This window comes from Rhodococcus sp. Leaf225 (assembly GCF_001426145.1).
Taxonomy (GTDB): domain Bacteria; phylum Actinomycetota; class Actinomycetes; order Mycobacteriales; family Mycobacteriaceae; genus Rhodococcoides.
Map to the genome: position 1 here is coordinate 850,273 of NZ_LMRN01000009.1, position 19,307 is coordinate 869,579.

3 protein-coding genes are annotated in these 19,307 nt (G+C 71.9%); 1 reads left to right on the plus strand and 2 read right to left on the minus strand.

Translation table 11 applies throughout. The annotated features are described in order from the left end of the window. Positions 1-30 precede the first annotated feature (30 nt). Positions 31-822, plus strand: coding sequence for an enoyl-CoA hydratase/isomerase family protein (locus ASG69_RS08355; protein ID WP_056442405.1), 792 nt, complete (start codon positions 31-33; stop codon positions 820-822). Here the strand turns inward: ASG69_RS08355 and ASG69_RS08360 are convergent, their stop codons facing one another. Both ASG69_RS08360 and ASG69_RS08365 read right to left on the minus strand, forming a co-directional pair. Continuing rightward, positions 823-1,593, minus strand: a complete 771-nt coding sequence (locus ASG69_RS08360; RefSeq protein ID WP_056441874.1) for a tyrosine-protein phosphatase — start codon at positions 1,591-1,593, stop codon at positions 823-825. Next, positions 1,586-19,207: an amino acid adenylation domain-containing protein gene (locus tag ASG69_RS08365; protein ID WP_156380460.1), complete on the minus strand. Its 17,622-nt coding sequence runs from the start codon at positions 19,205-19,207 to the stop codon at positions 1,586-1,588. The genes ASG69_RS08360 and ASG69_RS08365 overlap by 8 nt, the downstream gene beginning before the upstream one ends. Between the last annotated feature and the right edge of the window lie 100 nt (positions 19,208-19,307).

The window sequence follows — 19,307 nt, forward strand, 5'->3', positions numbered from 1 at the left end:
GATGTGTGCGCACCTGGCATGCTCCGATCCATGAGTGAGAAGCCCACCCGTCTCGAGCGCACCACCACCGACGCGTGCGCCGAGGTCGCGATCCTCACGTTCGCCCACGGCGCCCTGAACCTGTTCGACCAGGCGATGTTCGATGCCGTGACGGCCGACGTGGCCGAGTTGGTGGCCGCTCCTCCGCGTGCGCTGCTGCTGCGCGCGGAGGGCAAGGTGGTCTCGGGTGGGGTCGACGTGCACGTCTTCGAGGGGCTGTCGGAGGCCGAGGGAACGGCGTTGTGGGAGGGGCTCTTCGCGGCCATCGCCCACCCGCTCGAGGCGCTGCCCTGCCCGGTGGTGTTCGCCGCGCACGGTCTGACGTTGACGGCCGCGTTGGAGATCGCCCTGGCCTGCGACATCATCCTCGCGTCGCCGAAGGCGACGTTCGGTCTGGTGGAGACGGTGGTGGGTCTGACTCCGTCGATGGGTGGTCCGCAGCGGATGGCGGAGCGTGCGGGCAGCGGCCGGGCACGTGAGTTCGTCATGACGGGCGACCTGTACACGGCGGAGACGATGCGCGAATGGGGAGTTGTCAACCAGATCCACGAGGACGTGGACTCCGCCGCCAGGGCTCTCGTCGCACGGCTCGCGGACGGGCCGACGCGCGCCCATGCGGCCACGAAGGAGATCATCGGTGCGTGGCGCTCCGGCGGTGTGCGCCATGCGGATTCGGTGACGTCTGCGGTGTCGGGTGCTTTGTTCGAGACCGAGGATCTGCAGGGCGCGGTGCGCAGCTTCCTCGATGTGGGGCCCGGCAAGGCGACCTACACCGGGCGCTGATCAGCGCTGGGGGTCCACCAGCGCACGTCGCAGTCCCGTGAGGGCGTCGTGGTCGAGGCCGAGCCAGTCCAGGTAGCCGTCGAACGAGCCGTGCGCCGTGGTCATCGCCTCGAGCCCGGCGCGGTAGTACTCCTCCCGCACGCCCAGCAGGTCGTCGTCGAGGTCGGCGGGGGCCACCTCGTCGTGATCGAGAATGTGGCGCCGGAGTGGAGCGACGGCGGCGTTGCTGCGCAGGTAGTCCGCGACGATGTCCTCCTCGACGACGCCGGCGGCGCGCAGCACGGTGGCGACGGTCCACCCCGCGCGGTCCTTGCCGGCGGCGCAGTGCACCAGCGACGAGGTACCGGACGACAGGGCCTCGACCACGGACCTGATCGCCACCCGCGCACCGGGCAGCGTCGGAAAGGCGCGGTAGGCGCCGTCGAGGTAGCCGCGGGCGGTGGTGGCGGGTACGCCGCGCTCGTGCGGCGCGTCGCGTTCCGCGGCGATGTAGGGGACGCGATGCACGGTGACCGTGTCCGGGGCCCGGTCCGAGCCCCACCGCGTCACCTCGGCGTCGCCGCGCAGGTCGAACACGTCGCTGACCCGGAGTCCGGCCAGCGTGGCCCGGCCCTCGTCGGAGAGGTGCGTGAGTGCCGACGCGCGGAAGAGAAGTCCGCTGCGGGTGCGTCCGCCGTCGGACGTGCGCAGGCCGCCGGTGTCGCGGAAGTTCCACGCGCCGTGCAGGTGGAACTGGCCGGGTTCGGAACCATCCGTGCTGCGTTCACTCACCCGTCGACAGTAACGACGCGGTCTCCACGCGTCCGAGCCACCGTCCCACCAGGGGACCGATGTCCGCCACGGCGTCGCTCGACAGCAGTTCGCCGTGTCGCCACGGCACCGACTCCACGTCGGCGGGTCCGGTGCAGTACTGCGACCAGAAGTCCGACATGCGGCCGAGTTCGACGGCGGTGACGTCGGAGTCGATCATCAGGACGGCGCCGCTGTAGGTCGGCGGCACGTGCTCGTCGACGAGGGCGAACAGCGTGAGCATCGCCTTGGTGATCAGTCGCGCCTGGATGTCCGAGACCGGTAGCTGGTCGCCGCCCATCGCCGACCACACCGACCACAGCGCGTCCGGCGTCATGTCCGCCAGGTCGTCGGTCAGGTGCTGGTACGCGCCGAACATGGCGTCCGCCTGCGCCTTCTTGACCGCACTGCCCGGCACGATGCTGTGCACCGGGTCGAGCAGCGACAGCGACGCGACGGTGTGGCCCTGCGATTGCATCCGGGCCGCGACGGCATGGGCCAGCACACCGCCGACCGACCATCCGACGAGGTGGTACGGGCCGACGGGATCCACGTGCCGGATCTCCTCGACGTAGCGCTCGACGACGTCGTCCATCGACCGTGGTGCGAAGTCGGGGTCCGCCACCGCCGGCGTCTGCACGCCGTACAGGGGGCGGCCGGTCTCGAGGTGGCGGCCGAGCTCGAAGTACGGCCAGGCCAGCCCCATCATCGGGTGGATGCAGAACACCGGGGCGAGCTCGTCTCCGCCGCCCAGTCGGAGAACGGGACCGACTGCGTCGGACGAGGCGATCGACTCGTCGTCGTCCTCGCGGTCGAGATGCTCGGCGACGGCGCCGACGGTGCCGTGCGAGAACAGGAGTCGGAGCACGCGGTCGACCCCGGCGGCACGACCGAGGTGTGCGGCCACCCTGGTCGCGGTCAGTGAGGTCCCGCCGAGGGCGAAGAAGTCGTCGTCGAGTCCGATGTCGCCGACGCCCAGCACGAGGGCGAAGGCGTCGGCGACCATGTGTTCCGTCGAGGTCGTCGGCGCGCGGTACACCGTCGGTGCGAACGTCGGTGCGGGAAGGGCCGCCCGATCCACCTTGCCCGCGGCGGTGCGCGGAACCGCGTCCAGAGCGATGACGCGCGACGGCACCATGTACTGCGGAACCCGTTCCGCCACCGCCTCTCTGACAGAAGCGACGTCGATCCCGTCGCCGGCGACGTACGCGACGAGATGATCCGATCCGGTTCCGGCGTCTCGGTGGAGGAGGACCACCGCCTGCGTCACCGCGGGATGGGCGAGGGCGGCGTTCTCGATCTCGCCCGGCTCGATGCGCAGTCCGCGGAGCTTGATCTGGAAGTCGCTACGTCCCAGATACGCCAGCTCTCCGGCCGAGTTCCACCGCACCAGGTCGCCGGTGCGGTACAGGCGCGCGCCCTGCGGTCCGTACGGCGCGGCGACGAACCGGCTCGCCGTCAGCCCGGTCTGCCCGACGTACCCGCGGGCGAGATGTGGTCCGGACAGGTACAACTCACCGACGGCGCCGAGAGGAACCGGCCGCAGGCGGCCGTCGAGCACCACCGCGTCGACACCGCGGACCGGTGTGCCGATGCCGACGGGGCGGTCCGGCGTGATCGGTCCGTGCGCGGTGGCCCAGACGGTCGTCTCGGTGGGGCCGTAGTCGTCGTACATCTCGCGTCCGGCGGACCACGTCGCCGCGAGGTAATCCGGGAGGGCCTCGCCGCCCACGACGAGGACGCGCACGCAGTCGAGGCCGGCGGGGTCCAGGGAGTCGAGCACGCGGGGCGTGATGATCGTGTGCGTGACCCTCTCGTGGCGAATCAGCGCGCCGACCTCGTCGCCGCTGTGTACGTGCGCCGGCGCGAGAACGAGAGTGCCGCAGTGCGCCAGCGCCATCAGCAACTCGGCGATCGAGGCGTCGAAGGTCGGTGAGGCCACCGCGAGCACACGCACGTCCGGCACGTCGCCGCGCCGGGAACGTTGGTCCGCCAGCGCATCCGCCAGGCCCGCGTGGGTCACGGCGACGCCCTTGGGTCGGCCCGTGGAGCCGGAGGTGTAGATGACGTACGCGATCGAGCTCGGATGCAGCCCCGGACGACGCTCCGGCGCGAGCACCGTGTGCGCCGGGTGACGGTCGAGCGCCGACACCACGTCCGGATCGTCGAGCACGATGCGCGGAATCCACGGCGCCGCGGTCGAGGTGGTCTGCTCGGACCGGGACTCCGTGATCACGACGACGGCGCCGGAGTCCTGGAGGATGTGCGCGATCCGCTCGGCGGGTTGCGCGGGATCGACCGACAGGAAAGCGGCCCCGGCCGCGGCGACGGCCCACACGGACAGGACGTGGTCGATCGAGCGCGGCATCGCCAGCGCGACCACGACGTCGGGTCCTGCGCCGCAGGCGATCAGTTCCCGCGCGAGACGATTCGCGCGCGCGGACAGGTCCGCGTAGCTCAGGTCGATGCCGTTCGCCCGCAGGGCGATGGTGCCGGGACGGGCCGCTACCGCGTCGGCCACGAGGTGGTCGAGAGTCCGGGCCGCCAGCGCGGGGGCACCGCTGCGGGGACGCATCGCGGCACGCTCCGAGGGCTCCACCGTCTCGAGGTCCCCGATCCTGACCGAGGTGTCGCGTGTCATCGACCGCAGTGTCCACACCAGTCTGCGCGAGACCCGCTCGATGGTGCTCCGGTCGAACAGATCGGTCGCGTAGGACAGCTCGATCAGCAGGCGCCCCTGGTCCTCACGCAGCGTCACGGCGAGATCGAACTGCACGGGAGCGCCGCCGAGATCGAGCACCTCGACGGCCGGTGTGGTGACGGGGAATCGCGGCGGCGCGGTGTTCTGCAGAGTCAGCATCACCTGCACCACAGGGTGACTCGCAGTGGAACGCACCGGGTCGAGGGCCGTCACCAGGGTCTCGAACGGCAGAGCGGCATGCGCGAAGGCGTCCAGGGTGGTCTCGCGCGCCGCGGCGAGGTGGTCCGCGACGGTGCCGTCCTCGTCGATCGTGGACCGCAGGACCACCGTGTCCACGAACATGCCGACCACGTCGTCGAGTGCCGGATCGGTGCGACCCGCGACGGCCGTCCCGACGAGGAGATCGCGGGTTCCCGCCCACTGGGCGAGCACGATCGACAGCGCGGTGTGCGCGACCATGAAGAGGGTGACGTCGTGGGCCTGCGCGACGGATCGGAGCGCGCCCAGCGCGTCCGCGTCGAGAACGGTCCGCACCCGATCGCCTTGCTGCGACGGGGTTCTCGACCGGGCGCGATCGGTCGGCAGCGCGAGATCGAGGGGTACGCCGGCCAACCGCTCCCGCCAGTGATCGAGGTGGCGCGACAAGGCCGAGCCGGGATCGTTCAGCGATCCCAACGCTGCGCGTTGCGCGAGGGCATGGTCGGCGTACTGCACGGGTAGCGGTGGTAGGTCGAGTGGCCGTCCCTCCGCGCGAGCGGCGTACGCCGTGACGACGTCGCGCGTGAGCGGCGCCATCGACCACCCGTCCGCGGCGATGTGGTGCACGAGGATCACCAGCACGTGATCGGTCGGCGACACGACGAGAAGAGTGGCGCGCAGCGGAGTCTCGGTGGTGACGTCGATGCGCGCCGCCGCGGCCGTGCGTACCGCCGCGGGGACGTCTGCGGCAGAGGTGCGCACGATCTCGACGGGAACGTCGACCGTGGGCGACACCACCTGGTGCGGCACGCCGTCGAGGGCGGGATGGACGGTGCGCAGGATCTCGTGCCGGAGGGTCACGTCGTCGAGTGCGCACCGGAGCGCGTCGACGTCCAGCGGACCGGTCAGCCTCAGCGCGAGCGGGATCAGCTGTCCACCGCGGTCGGCGTCGACGCGGCCGAGGAACCACATCCGGTGCTGAGCGAAGGAGAGCGGCACCCTGCCCGGGCGCGGCGCCGCCGTCAGGGGAGTGCGCGCCGCGGTCGGCGCCGCGACCAGCACTGCGGCGAGCGCACCCACGGTGGGGTGGTCGAACACCGCGCGCACCGACACCTCGCGCTTCGTCGCCGCCGACACCCGCGCAGCCACCCGGGTCGCGGACAGCGAATGGCCACCGAGAGCGAAGAAGTCGTCGTCCGGCCCCGGCAGCTCCGGCAACTCGAGCACGGTGGCGAAGGCCTCGGCGACGGCGCGCTCGGCCGGACCGACCGCCTCGCGACGCGGGACCGTCGCCACGGTCCCGGGAAGGCTGGAGGCCGGTCGGCGAGGGGCCGACAGAAGTGCGCGACGGTCGAGCTTGCCCGACGCCGTCAACGGGATCGCGTCCACGGTGACGATGTGCGCGGGCACCATGTACTGCGGCAGGCGGCGCGCGGCGTCGTGTCGGAGGGCGGCGGGGTCGACGGCACTCGCGCCGGACGGCACCACGTACGCGACGAGGTGGTCGTCCTGCACCAGCACCACGGCACGGTCGACCGACGGGTGCGAGGCGAGTGCCGCCTCGATCTCGCCGGGCTCGATGCGCAACCCGCGCAGCTTGACCTGGACGTCGGTGCGGCCCAGATACTCCAGATCTCCGCCGCTGGTCCAGCGCACGCGGTCGCCGGTGCGGTAGAGCCGCGCGCCCTCAGCGGCGGCGACGAACCGCTCGGCCGTCGCGGTGGGGCGGCCGACGTACCCGCGCGCGAGGTGGGTGCCGTCGAGGTAGAGCTCGCCGACCACCCCGATCGGCACCGGACGCAGGAACGTGTCGAGCACCCGCGCGCCTACTCCGCGGACGGGCCGCCCGATGGTCACGGCGTCGTCCGCCCGGAGCGGGCCGCTGCTCGTGGCCCAGACGGTGGTCTCGGTGGGACCGTAGTCGTTGAACAGGCGCCGACAGGGGGCCCATCGGGCGGCCAGTGCCGGTGGGCACGCCTCACCGGCGGTGACCAGGAACTGGAGTGACGGAACGTCCTCGGGGGTCAGTGAGTCGAGGACTCGCGGCGTGAGGAGAGCGTGGGTCACCGCGGACTCCGCCACGAGGCGACACAGTGCCGGTCCGCCGAACACGTCCGGTGGTGCGACCACCAGGGGAGCGGACAGGGCCACGGCGATGAGCAGCTCGGCGATGGACGCGTCGAACGTGGGGGACGCGACCGCGAGCACACGTGCCTCCGCAGCCTCGCGCAGTCGCTGGTCCCACAGCGCAGCGCCGCGCAGTCGCTGGTCCCACAGCGCGTCCACGAGGCCGCGGTGCGTGACGCCCACGCCCTTGGGGGTTCCGGTGGACCCCGAGGTGTGGATGACGTACGCGAGGGTGTCGGGACGGATGGCGCCGAGCCGGTCGGCGGGCGTCACGTCGGCCTCGGACTCCGCGCCCGTGTCGAGGACCGCCGGTGACACCGTGGCGAGACGTGCCAGTGCGGCGGGAACCGTCACGGCGGTGACGGCCACGGCGGCGCCCGTCTCGGTGAGCATGTGCCGCAGTCGGTCCGGTGGCCCGTCGGGGTCGATCGGCAGGAACGCCGCTCCGGTCTTCGCTACCGCCCACACCGCGGTGATCTGGTCCACCGAGCGCGGCAGCGCGACGGCGACGACGGTGTCGGGCGCGGCGCCGAGGTCGATCAGTGCCCGCGCCCAGCGGTTGGAGCGGCGGTCCAGTTCGGTGTAGGTGAGCGTGCGCTCCCCGATCAGGGCGGGCCCGTCCGGGTTGCCGGCCACCGCGTCGGCCAGCAGACGAGGCAGCACGCGCGGTGGCAGTCCGGCGCTGCCGTGCTGGGAGAGCAACAGTGCCCGCTCCGACGGGTGCAGGATCTCGAGGGCGCCGATCCGGTCGAAGGGCCTGCGCGCCACCGCGTCGAGGACGCGGAGCAGGACGTCGACGATTCCGGCCGCGGTCCGCCGGTCGAAGAGGTCGACGGCGTAGGTCAGTGCGCCGCTCAGTCCGTCCCCGGTCTCCGTGAGATCCAGGGTCAGGTCCACCGGCGCGGCCACGGGACCCGAGTCCAGGACGTCGATCTCCAGTCCGGCGGCCACGAGAGTGGGCGGAGTCTGGTTCTGGAACGCGAACATGACCTGCACGACGGGGTGGTGCGCGGTGGAGCGCACCGGATCGAGAGCGTCGACGATCAGCTCGAACGGCACGTCGGCGTGGTCGAGGGCCTCCACGGTGTCCTTGCGCACCTGATCGACCAGAGCCGCGACGGTATCGGTACCGGTGACGAACGCGCGGTGCACGACCGTGTCGACGAACATGCCGACCAGCTCGTCGAGATCCTCGTGACCGCGGCCTGCCACCGGTGTTCCGACGGCGATGTCCTCGCTTCCCGTCACGCGGGCGAGAGTGACGGCCCAGGCCGCCTGCAGGACCATGACGAGCGTCGCATGGTGGGCGGTGGCGAGCGCACGCAGCGCCGCGGTCGTGGCGTCCGGCACCGTCACGCGTACACGCGCCCCGCGGTGCGAGGCCACCGGCGGCCGCGGTCGATCGGTCGGCAACGGCAGCACGTCCGGGAGACCGGCCAGGCGGTCCGTCCAGAACGCGACTCGACCACGGATGTCGTTCGCGTGATCCTGTTGCCACACGGCGTGATCCGCGTACTGCATGGGCAGGGGGTCGACAGTCCACTCTCGACCGGACCGGCGGGCCGCGTAGGACGCCGTGAGATCGCGGGTGAGCGGCGCCAGGGACCAGCCGTCCGCGGCGATGTGGTGCAGCACGAGAAGCAGGACGTGATGCTTCTCGGTCACCGCCACGACGGAGGCGCGCAGCGGGAGATCCGCTGCCAGGTCGAACGGTGCCGACGCCATCCGGTCGAGGACGGCCTCCGGTGTCTCCGACTCCCGGTCGATCGCGATCCGCGCGTGATCGAGAACGTATTGCTGCGGAACACCGTTCACGGCGGGGTAGACGGTGCGCAGTATCTCGTGGCGGTCGACCACGTCGGCGAGTGCGCCCTGTAGCGCGCCGTGGTCGAGGACACCGCGCAGCCCGAGTGCGAGCGGGATGACGTAGCCGCTGTCGCTGGAGACCGTGTTCAGGAACCACATGCGCTGTTGGGCGAACGACAGAGGCACCACGTCGGGGCGCGGCCGCGTCCGCCGCGGTGCGATCGCGCTCCGAGGCACGGCGTCGATCTGCGCGGCGAGTGCGTGCACGGTCGGTGCCTCGAACACGCTACGGACCGGAACCTGCAGTCGGGCAGCGACTCTGGTGGCACTGAGGGAGTGGCCACCGAGCGCGAAGAAGTCGTCGTCGAGTCCGACGGGGTCCGCGAGTTCCAGGACCGTCGCGAAGACGGCCGCGACGGCGACCTGCCCGGCGGTGGACGGAGCGCGGAACTCGGCCGTGTCGAGGGGCGGGCGGGGCAGCCGCGCGCGGTCGAGTTTGCCCGACGTCGTCATCGGCAGTGCGTCCATCACGACCACCGCGGCGGGAACCAGGTACCGCGGCAGTGCCGCCGCGGCTGCGGCCGACACCTCTGCCGCGTCGATGCTGTGCCCGTCGGCAGCGACCACGTAGCCGACGAGACGCTCGTCGATCACCCCGGCCGCGGCGGCGCCGACGCCCGCGGCGCCGACGAGCGCGGCCTCGACGTCCCCGAGCTCGATCCGCAGGCCGCGCACCGTGATCTGGTGATCGGACCGTCCGAGGTACAGCAGGTCGCCGACGGCGTTGCGGCGCATCAGGTCTCCGGTACGGTACGTCCGCTGTCCGTCGGGAGCCGCGACGAAGCGGGACGCGGTGAGTCCCGGCCTACCGAAGTACCCGCGTGCGAGATGGTCGCCTGCGACGTACAGCTCACCGACCACGCCGTCCGGAACCGCGTGCAGGCGGACGTCGCGAAGCGAGACCTCGACGCCGAGAGTCGGGGACCCGACGGTCACGGGATCCCCGGCGGCCAGGAGTGCCGTCGTCGACCAGATGGTCGCCTCGGTGGGTCCGTAGACGTTGGTCATCGTCCGGCCGGGTGCCCACGTGTCGACGAGACTCGGCGGGCACGCCTCGCCGGCGCTCATGACGACGCGGAGGTCACCGCCGGGATCGGGTGTCGCGTCCAGAGCGCGGGGTGTCATCAGCGTGTGGGTGACGCGGTGCCGCCGCATCAGGTCGCGGAGTTCGACACCGGCGTAGACCTCGGGAGGGGCGACGACGAGTGCGGCGTCCAGTGCGAGTGCGATGACCAGTTCGCCGACGGACGCGTCGAACGTCGTCGACGACACAGCGAGCACCCGGGCATCGGATGCCGGTGCGTGCCGGGCCCGTTGGTCCTGGACGGCGTTGTGGAGTCCGCGGTGCGTGACGGCGACGCCCTTGGGCCGTCCGGTGGATCCCGAGGTGTAGAGGACGTAGGCGAGGTGGTCGGGTCGCAGAGTCGAGCGACGGTCGCGATCGGTGATCGCTGCGTCCGACAGCGCCGCGACCGCGGCGAGTGTGGCGGGATCGTCGACCGTGATCCGGACGACGTCTGTCGGGAACGGTGCCGCCGTGTCCGCGAGCACCAGCGTGGGCGCCGCCTCGGTCAGGATGTCCGCGAGCCGAGCCCTCGGCTGCTCGGGATCGATCGGGAGGAACGCGGCTCCCGCACGGCTGATCGCCGCGACGAGAACGAGGTACCGCGCCGACCTGGCGACGGCGACCGCGACGACGGTCTCGGGACCGGCACCGAGCGCGATCAGACGGCGCGCCCACCGGTTCGACGCTCGTGCCCACTCGTCCCGCGTGAGAACGGTGTCGCCCTCGATCACCGCGACTGCGGAGCCGTCCGCGTGGGCGTCGAGCAGGGCGGGGAGCGTCGTCGGGGTCGTGCGGGCGTCGGGATGCGTCCACGTGTCGGGCTCGTCCGCTCCGCGGATCGCGATGTCGCCCACTGCGATCTCCGAACCCGGGGCCGCCGCGCGCAGCACGTGCTCGAGGACGGACGAGAGGCATTCCGCGGTCGTGTGATCGAACAGGTCGCACGCGTAGGTGAGGACGACCGCGAGGCCGGCGCCGGCGGGGCGGACGTCGACGGTGAGGTCGAAGGTCGCGGGTGCCGGCCCGACGTCGAGCACCTCGATGTCGGGACTGCCCTGGAGCGGATCCACGTCCTGGAAGGCCAGCACGACTTGGAAGACCGGGTGATGCGCCGACGTGCGAGCCGCACCGAGGGTGTCGACCACGTGGTCGAACGGGACGTGCGCGTGCGCGAAGGCGTCCACCGTCTCGTCTCGGGTGCGGGAGAGCAGCTCGGCGAACGACTCCGACGGATCCACGCGGGTGCGCAGCACGACGGTGTCGACGAACAGGCCGACGAGGTCGTCGAGCGCAGGATCCGGTCGACCCGAGATCGGTGATCCCACCGCGATGTCCGTCGACCCGGTCCAGCGCGCGAGGGCGACGGCGAGGGCGGTGTGCACGACCATGAACACCGTGGCCCGGTGAGCGACGGCGAGCTCGCTCAGTGCGGCCACGGTCGCGTCGTCGAGATCGAGGCGCACCGCGGCGCTCGCCCGGCCGGGCCGCTCCGGGCGCGGTCGGTCGAGCGGCATGTCGAGGACGTCGGGCAGTCCGGAGAGACGGCGCTCCCACCATGCCGCCGCGTCGGAGTCGACGCCCTGTTCCGTCTGCCGCACAGCGACGTCGGCGTACTGCACCGGCAGCGGCGACTGTGCCGGTACCCGTTCCGAGCGATGGGACTGATACGCCGACAGCAGGTCTCGCGTGAGAGGGGCGAGAGACAGACCGTCCGCCGCGATGTGGTGCACGGTCAGCAGCAGGACGTGCTCGTCGTCGGCGAGGCGCAGCACCTCGGCCCGCAGGGGTGGTTCGGTGGCCAGGTCGAACCGCGTGGTCCGGGCATCCGAGAGTCGCTCCGCCAGTGCGTCGGGTGTGACGGCGGTGACCGTGAGGGTGGTCGGTGCCGGGGGCGGCAGCACGACCTGGTGCACGACACCGTCCGCATCGGCGTAGACGGTACGGAGGATCTCGTGGCGAGTCATGACGTGACCGATCGCGGACGACAGCGCGCCGAGATCCAGGTCGCCGAGGACGCGCAACGCCAGCGGCATGACGTAGGACCCCGGTTCGTACCGGTCGAGGAACCACATCCGGTGTTGGGCGTGCGTGAGCGGGATGCGGTCGGGACGCGCAGCGTGGAACCCGTGGTCGGTGTACGCGTCTCCCGCATCGACGGCGGCAGCCAGCCCCGCGATGGTCGGGACGTCGAAGAGCGTGCGGAGCGTCAGGTCGCGTCCGGTCGCCGACCGGATGCGCGCGACGACCCGCGCCGCGCTGAGGGAGGTGGCGCCGAGCGCGAAGACGTCGTCGTCGGCACCCACCGGAGCGGACGTCTGCAGGACGGCCTCCACGATGTCCGCGACGACACGCTGGGTCGGTGTGAAGGGAGTGCGGTGGACCTGGCCGCGGCGCGCGGGTGCGGGCAGCGCGCGCTTGTCGACCTTGCCCGACGCGGTGAGGGGAATGGTTTCGATCTCCACGACGTCGTCGGGAACCAGATGGCGCGGAAGCGACGAGCGCAGCGACTGCAGCAGCGCCTCCGTGACGGCTGAACGGCCCCGTGTCGGAACGACGTACGCGACCAGTCGGTCTCCGACGACCGTTGCCACCGCGCGGTCGATCAGGCCCGACCGCGTCAGCACGGCCTCGATCTCCGCCGGCTCGACGCGCACGCCGCGCACGGACAGCTGGTCGTCACTCCGGCCGAGGAAGTGCAGGTCGCCGGCGGCGGACCAGCGGACACGATCGCCGGTCCGGTAGAGACGAGATCCGTCCGGTCCGGCGACGAACCGCTCCGCGGTCAACGCGGTGCGATGCGCGTAGCCGCGGGCGAGTTGCGCACCACCGAGATACAGCTCGCCCGGGACGTCGATGGGAACGGGGCGCAGGGCGTCGTCCAGCACGAGGGTCGTCGTGTTCCACACCGGCCCCCCGAGGGGGACGTCCGTCGTGTCGGCGTCGGTCACGACGTGGGCGGTGACGTCCACCGCCGCTTCGGTCGGCCCGTACAGGTTCACCACTCGTACGGGGAGCACGGCGCGGACGGCGGCGGCGACCCCCGCGGGCAGTGCCTCGCCCGACGACAGGATCGTGCGCAGCGACGTGCAGGCGGCGAGGCCCGGTGCGTCCGCCATGAGCGCCAGCGTCGACGGGACGGCGTGCACCACGGTGACGCGGTGCCGTGCGATCAGTTCCACCAGCAGATCGGCGTCGCGGTGGTCGTCCGGATCCGCGACGACGACCCGGGCACCGATCTGCCACGGCAGGAACAGCTCCCACACCGAGACGTCGAAGGTGGCGGGTGTCTTGTGGAGCACGACGTCGTCCGCGGTGACACCGACGAACTCGGCGCGCCAACGCAGTTGGTTCACGATCGCGGCGTGCGACACCCCGACACCCTTGGGCTGCCCGGTGGAGCCGGACGTGAAGAGCACGTAGGCGAGGTGGTCCGGGCGCAGGGGTGCGAGGCGATCGTCGTCGGTGAGGGGTGTGTCGGAGAAGGACCCGAGGGGCGCATCGCTGATCGTGATCCACTCGACGTCCTCGGGAAGCGTTGCCGCACTCCCGATACCGAGCCGCGCACCCGACATGGTCACTGCGTGTCGGAGCCTCTCCGCGGGATGGCCGGGATCGAGCGGGACGTAGTGCGCGCCGGTGGCCACGACGGCGTGCACGGCGACGAGCAGATCGATCGACCGCTCGAGCACCACCGCGACGGCCGTCTCCGGTCCGGCGCCGCGGCTGATCAGGTACCGGGCGAGGCGGTGGACGCGAGCCGAGAACTCGGCTCGGGTGACGTGTCGATCGCCGTGAGTGAAGGCCACACGGGACGGATCCAGAGCCGGCACGGCGCCCGGGAGTGTGGTGGGGACGAGGGGGTGCCGGGTGGAGTTCCACGTCTCGGTGACGAGGGTGCGCTCCGTCGCCCCGAGCAGGTCGATCTCGGCGAGCACACGCGAGGGGTCGAGTGCCTCGAGCACCCGCAGGAGTCGGTCCAGCAGTCGGTCCACGGCGTCGGTGTCGAGGACGTCGCGGCGGTGCGTCGCGCGCACGACGAGGCTCTCTCCCGGTTCGACCGCCAGGGACAGCGGGTAGTGCGTCGCGTCCCGCGCCTCGACGCCGAGAACGGAGAGGTCACCCGCCGCCGCGGTCAGAGCGGTGCGATCCAGTGGATACGACTCGAAGGCGAGCGACGTGTCGAATCCGGCGCCCGGCCCGACCTCCGCCTCGATGGCGGACGGAGCGAGGTGATGATGATCGAGCAGCGCGGCCTGCTCACGCTGCAGTCGCTGAGCCGACTCCCGCACCGTCGCTGCGCGTTCGAGCCGCACGCGAACCGGAACGGTGGAGATGAAGAGCCCCACCATGGATGCGGAACCGTCCAGCTCGGCCGGTCGGCCCGAGACGGTGGCTCCGAAGACGATGTCGGTACGGCCCGCCGCGGAGCCCAGTACGAGTGCCCACGCGAGTTGCACGAGGGTGTTGACCGTGACCCCCGCGGCGCCGGCGCGCGCCACGAGTTCGGCGGTGCGCTCGGTGCTCAGGGTCGCGATGCGCTGTCCGGGTGCCTCGTCGATTCCGGAACCGTGCGCGGGAGCGAGCAGCGTCGCCTCGGTCGACCCGGTCAGGGCCTCCGACCATGCCGCGAGCGAGGCCGTGGTGTCGCGTTCGCTCACCCACTGCAGGAAGCCGCGGAGCGGAGGCGGCGCGCGCCGGGGTTCCTCGCCGGAGTAGTCGGCCAGGAGGTCGGCGAGGACGATCGGCAGGGACCAGCCGTCGAGGAGCAGATGGTGATGGGTGAGCACCAGGGTGTGCCGCTCGTCCCCGGTGTGCAGCAGAGCGACGCGCAGCAGCGGTGCGGCGGCCACGTCGACGGCGACGCCGCGATCGTGCGCGAGGAAGGCGTCGAGCACGGCGGCAGGGTCGGGATCGGCCCGGACGTCCACCTCCGTCCACGGCACCGTGACGGAGGCCGCGATCACCTGGACGTCCGTCCCGTCGGCGGTGGTGTCGAAGGCGACCCGCAGCGCGTCGTGACGGTCCACCAGCGAGTACGCGGCCCGCTGCAGACGGCCGGCATCGAGCGCTCCACCGAGGTGCACGATCGTCTGCACCACATAGGGATCGACGCTCCCGGCGGCGAGACGGGCATGCACCAGCAGGCCCGCCTGCAGTGGCGCGGTGGGCAGGACGTCGATCAGCGTGGGATGACGCCCGGTCCACCCGTCGACATCGGATGGTGTCGCATCGACCAGCGGGAAGTCCGACGGTGACCGCCCGCCGGCGCCGGGGGTGTCGACGTGGCGCGCGACGGCCGTCGCCGCCTCGACCCACAGCGAGACGAAGGCCGCGACGTCCGCGTCCGCCAGGACGGCGTCGAGCGTGCTCAGTCGTGCGATCAGGGTGTCCCCGAAGACGACGGTGTCGATCTCGAGCACGGCGGCCGCACCCAGGTCGTCGGGCCGTGGTCCCGACAGCGGGGAGATGCCGGGAACCGGGAGCCAGTCACCGGTGTCCGTCGTCGTCATCCTGCCGAGGTGCGCGAACGAGATCTGCGGTGTCCAGCGCAGAGCGTCGCGCGCGTCGTCGTCGGCCCCGTGCCGCAGCAGCCCGTAGCTCGCACCGTGGTCGGGAACTCGTGCGAGGTGGTCCTTGACCCGCAGGATCGTCTCGCCCGCAGCAGGTCCGCCGCGCAGCGCCTCGGCGAGGTCGAGACCCGTGAGGTCCAGTCGTACGGGGAACACCGTGGTGAACCAGCCGACGGTGCGCGCGGTGTCGGCGCCGGGAACCAGGTCGTCCTCCCGTCCGTGTCCCTCGAGTTGGACGAGCCTCGTCGGTGCGTCGTCCTGTCGCCAGGCGGCCAGCGCGAGGGCGAGCGCGGCGAGGAGCGCGTCGGTCGGTCCGGCGTGGAACAGGGTGGGCGCGCGGACCAGTAGTGCGTCGGCGATCTCTGCTGGAAAGGCGACGTCCCGGACCGTCGTGTCCCGTACCCGATCGACGACGGGGTCGAGGAGTCGTTGTCCGAGAACGGGATCCGGGCCGTCCAGAACGCCGGTCCAGTACGGCAGCCGCGCGCTCGCGTCGTGCGCTGCGAGACCGGACGACCAGCGCCGCATCGACGTGCGGACGGGGGCGAGAGTCGGTGCGGCCCCGTCGCGCACCGCGGCCCACGCCGCGACGAGATCGGCGACGAGGACGCCCCACGACACCACGTCCACCACCAGGTGGTGCGCCGCGATCACGAGTCGTCCCGCCGTGTGTTCGCCGACGCCGTTCCAGCCGAGTCCGAGCATCACGCCGTTCTCGGGATCGAGTGTCGCGACGATGTCCTCCACCGCGAGATCGGCGCCGCGGCGCAGCAGTCCGTCGACCCGGACGGCATCCCGCGGGCGCACCTCGAGGTGTACGCCGTCCGCGTCGCGGACGAGCACGGAGCGCAGCATGTCGTGGTGCGCGACCACGGCCTCGATCGTGGACACCAGGGATGCGCGGTCGATGCCGACCGGGAGCGAGAGCGTGAGGGTCTGAGCGAACCGATCCGGTGTTCCGCCGCGCTCCAGTAGGTGGCGCACGATGGGTGTCGGGTCGACGCGGCCGATGCCGCTGCCGGGTGGCTCGTCGACGGTGCCGACCGTGTCCGCCACGCGCGCGAGCCCGGCGGCACTGCGTTGTTCCACGACGTCACGAGCGCTGATCCGCACGCCCGACGCCGCCGCGACGGTGACCAGTCGGATCGAGAGGATGCTGTCACCGCCGAGCGCGAAGAAGTCGTCGTCGACCCCGACATCGTTGCGGGACAGCACGTGTGACACCGCGTCGAGCAGCCGCCGCTCGACGTCGGAGGCGGGTTCACGGCGGGTCGTGGTCCGGCGCTTCGGCTCGGGGAGTGCGCGGACGTCCACCTTGCCGGAGGCGCTCAGCGGGAGCGCGTCCAGCGGCACCACGTGCACCGGGACGAGGTGGCTCGGCAGCGTCCGGACGACGGCGGCGAGAACGTCCGTGGGGTCGGCGTCACCGGTCACGTACGAGACCAGCTGCTCGCTGTCGCCGTCACGGCGGACCACTGTGACGGCCTGCGTCACACCGGGAACCGCGACGAGGGCCGTGTCGATCTCGCCGGGTTCGACGCGGCGTCCTCGTACCTTGACCTGACTGTCTGTGCGCCCCAGATACTCCAGGTCACCGGACGACGTCCACCGTGCGCGGTCACCCGTGCGGTACAGCCGCGTTCCGTCGACCCCGGCCACGAAGCGCGCCGCGGTCTCCGCCGACCGTCCGACGTACCCGCGGGCCAGGCCGGCTCCGGCGAGGTGCAGCTCACCCGGAACTCCGACCGGGACGGGGCGCAGGCGGGAGTCGAGCACCACGGCGCGCACTCCGGGCAGGGGACGCCCGATGGTGACGGTTCCGGCCTCCGTCAGCGGCGCGGTCCCGGTGGCCCACACCGTGGTCTCGGTGGGTCCGTAGTCGTTGTGCAGCAGGAGGTCCGGTGACGTCGACCACCGGGACGCCAGCGCGGGAGAGCACACGTCGCCGACGCTGAGGACCTGTCGCAGCGACGGAGCTCCGGTCGGGGACAGTGTCTCGAGCACCCGCGGAGTCAGGATCGCGTGGGTGATCGATTCTCGTCGCAGCAGATCCTGCAGAGGTGCACCGGAGTACGCGTCGGAATCGGCGACGACGAGGCAGCCGGACAGTGCGAGGGCGAGAAGGTGTTCCGAGATCGACGCGTCGAAGGTCGGAGCCGCGACGGCGAGGACGCGACTGCCCCCCAACTCCGGAACCCGTGTCTCCGGACCGCGTGCGCGGTGGCCGGCCACGACACCGTGCAGTCCGGCGTGGGTGATGGCGACGCCCTTCGGGCGGCCGGTGGAGCCGGAGGTGTACATGACGTAGGCGAGGTCGGTGATCGCCGGCCGCTCCCTCGTCAGCGGCTCCGGTGCGACGTCCGTGACGGCCATCCCGGTCGTTCCGCTCGGCAGATCGACGGGATGTCGATCCGTCGTGACGACGAGGGTCACCCCGGATTCGGCCAGCACGGCGGCGAGCCGCTCGACGGGGTCCGCGGGGTCGACCGGGAGGAACGCGGCACCGGTGCGCACGACGGCCCAGAGCGCGATCACCTGGTCGACTGACCGCGGAAGTGCCAACGCCACCACGGTTCCCGGAGTCGCTCCTGCATCGCGGAGAGTGCGGGCGAGGCGCCCGGAGGCGTCGTCGAGTTCGCCGTACGTGAGCGTGGCCGTTCCGCCGCGCACGGCCGGCGCCGCCGGGTCGCTGCGCACGACCGCCGCCATGAGGTCCCCCAGCGTCGTCGCCGTCGGTGCCGGCCCACCCGACCGGTCGAGCAGATCGGACGCCTCGCCGTCGTCCAGGAACGCGAGATCGCCCACGGTGGTGTGGTCGTCCGCCGCGACGATGCCGCCGAGGAGTCGCGTCAGCCGCACGCCGTGCCGGTCGATGTCGAAGGCGTCGTAGCGCTCCGGGTTCCACTGGATGTCCAGCGTCAGTGTGTCGCCGGTGTAGATGTTGATCGCGGTGTCGTGGACGGGCCCCGACGACAGGATCCCGACGGGAGCCGAGATGTCGTCGAACTGCAACGGGGCGACGAACGGCATGATGTTCACGACGGGGCCGAAGGAGACGCCGAACGGCCGCACCTCCGGTGCCAGAATCTGATCCCAGTCCCGGAAGCGTTGGTGCCGAAGCGCTCCGGTGATCTCTCGCCGTACCTGTACGAGCAGTTCTCGCACCGTCGTGGTCGCGTCGACCGTCAGCCGCAGCGGCACCAGATTGGCCATCATCCCGGCCGTCGCCCGCAGAGCGGCGGTGGTGCGTCCGGTGACGGGGAATCCGAGGACCACGTCGTCGGTGTCGAGCACCCGCGACTGATGCACGGCGAGAGCGGCGACGACGGCGAGCGGGTCGGCTGCGGTTCCCCTCGGCTGGGTCCACGACAGGCGCGTCGCGACGGGTTGCCGGGGTGCGCTCGGTGGTGCCGCCGACAGGGCCGTGGGGCCGCCGACGTCGGCGAGGTGCTCGCGCCAGTGCTCGAGGTCGGCGTCGTGGCGACGTGACGCGGCGTAGGCGACCTCCGCATCGTGGATGCGGGCGGCGGTGTCGGGCGTCGGCGCCGGTCCCGGAGCCGACGTCCCCGAGTAGTGGCCGGCGATACGTCCGAGGAGGGTGAAGGCGCCCTGACCGTCGAGCACCACGTGGTGGGCCCGCAGATACAGGAACGTGCGGTGATCGTCGAGTCGGAGGAACACGCATCGAACCAGCACGGTTCCGTGGAGATCGACGGGCTCCCGGAACTCGGCGCGCATCCACGCGTGAGCGGACGCCTCGGGGTCGGCGTCGCCGCGCAGGTCGAGCACGTCGAGGTTCATGACGGCGTCCTCGAGGTGGATCAGACACGGCTCGTCGTCCTCTCCCTGCGCGAGGCGCGTCTGCCGCAGGCCGGACTCGGTGCCCGCGGCGTACATCGCCCGTTCCAACCGAACGAGGTCGACACCGGAGCCGACCGGAGCGGAGATGTCGACGTACAGGGCGACGGTGAGGGCCGCGTCGGGATCGAAACGCTGGGCCAGCCAGAACGGCCGTTGCGCACCCGTCAGCGGAACCCGGGCGGGGCCGCCGTCCGGTTCGGGGGACACGACCGCCCCCTCGTTCCGGTCGTCTCCCACAGGACGAAACCTATCCGCGGGAATTGCCCGTTCGGTCGGGCTCGCCGTCTTCTGGAGGACTCACAGGAGG

What these genes read in the sequence shown, in the direction of transcription:
- ASG69_RS08355 (WP_056442405.1), top strand. Translation starts at nt 31, where the DNA reads ATGAGTGAGAAGCCCACCCGTCTCGAGCGCACCACCACCGACGCGTGC.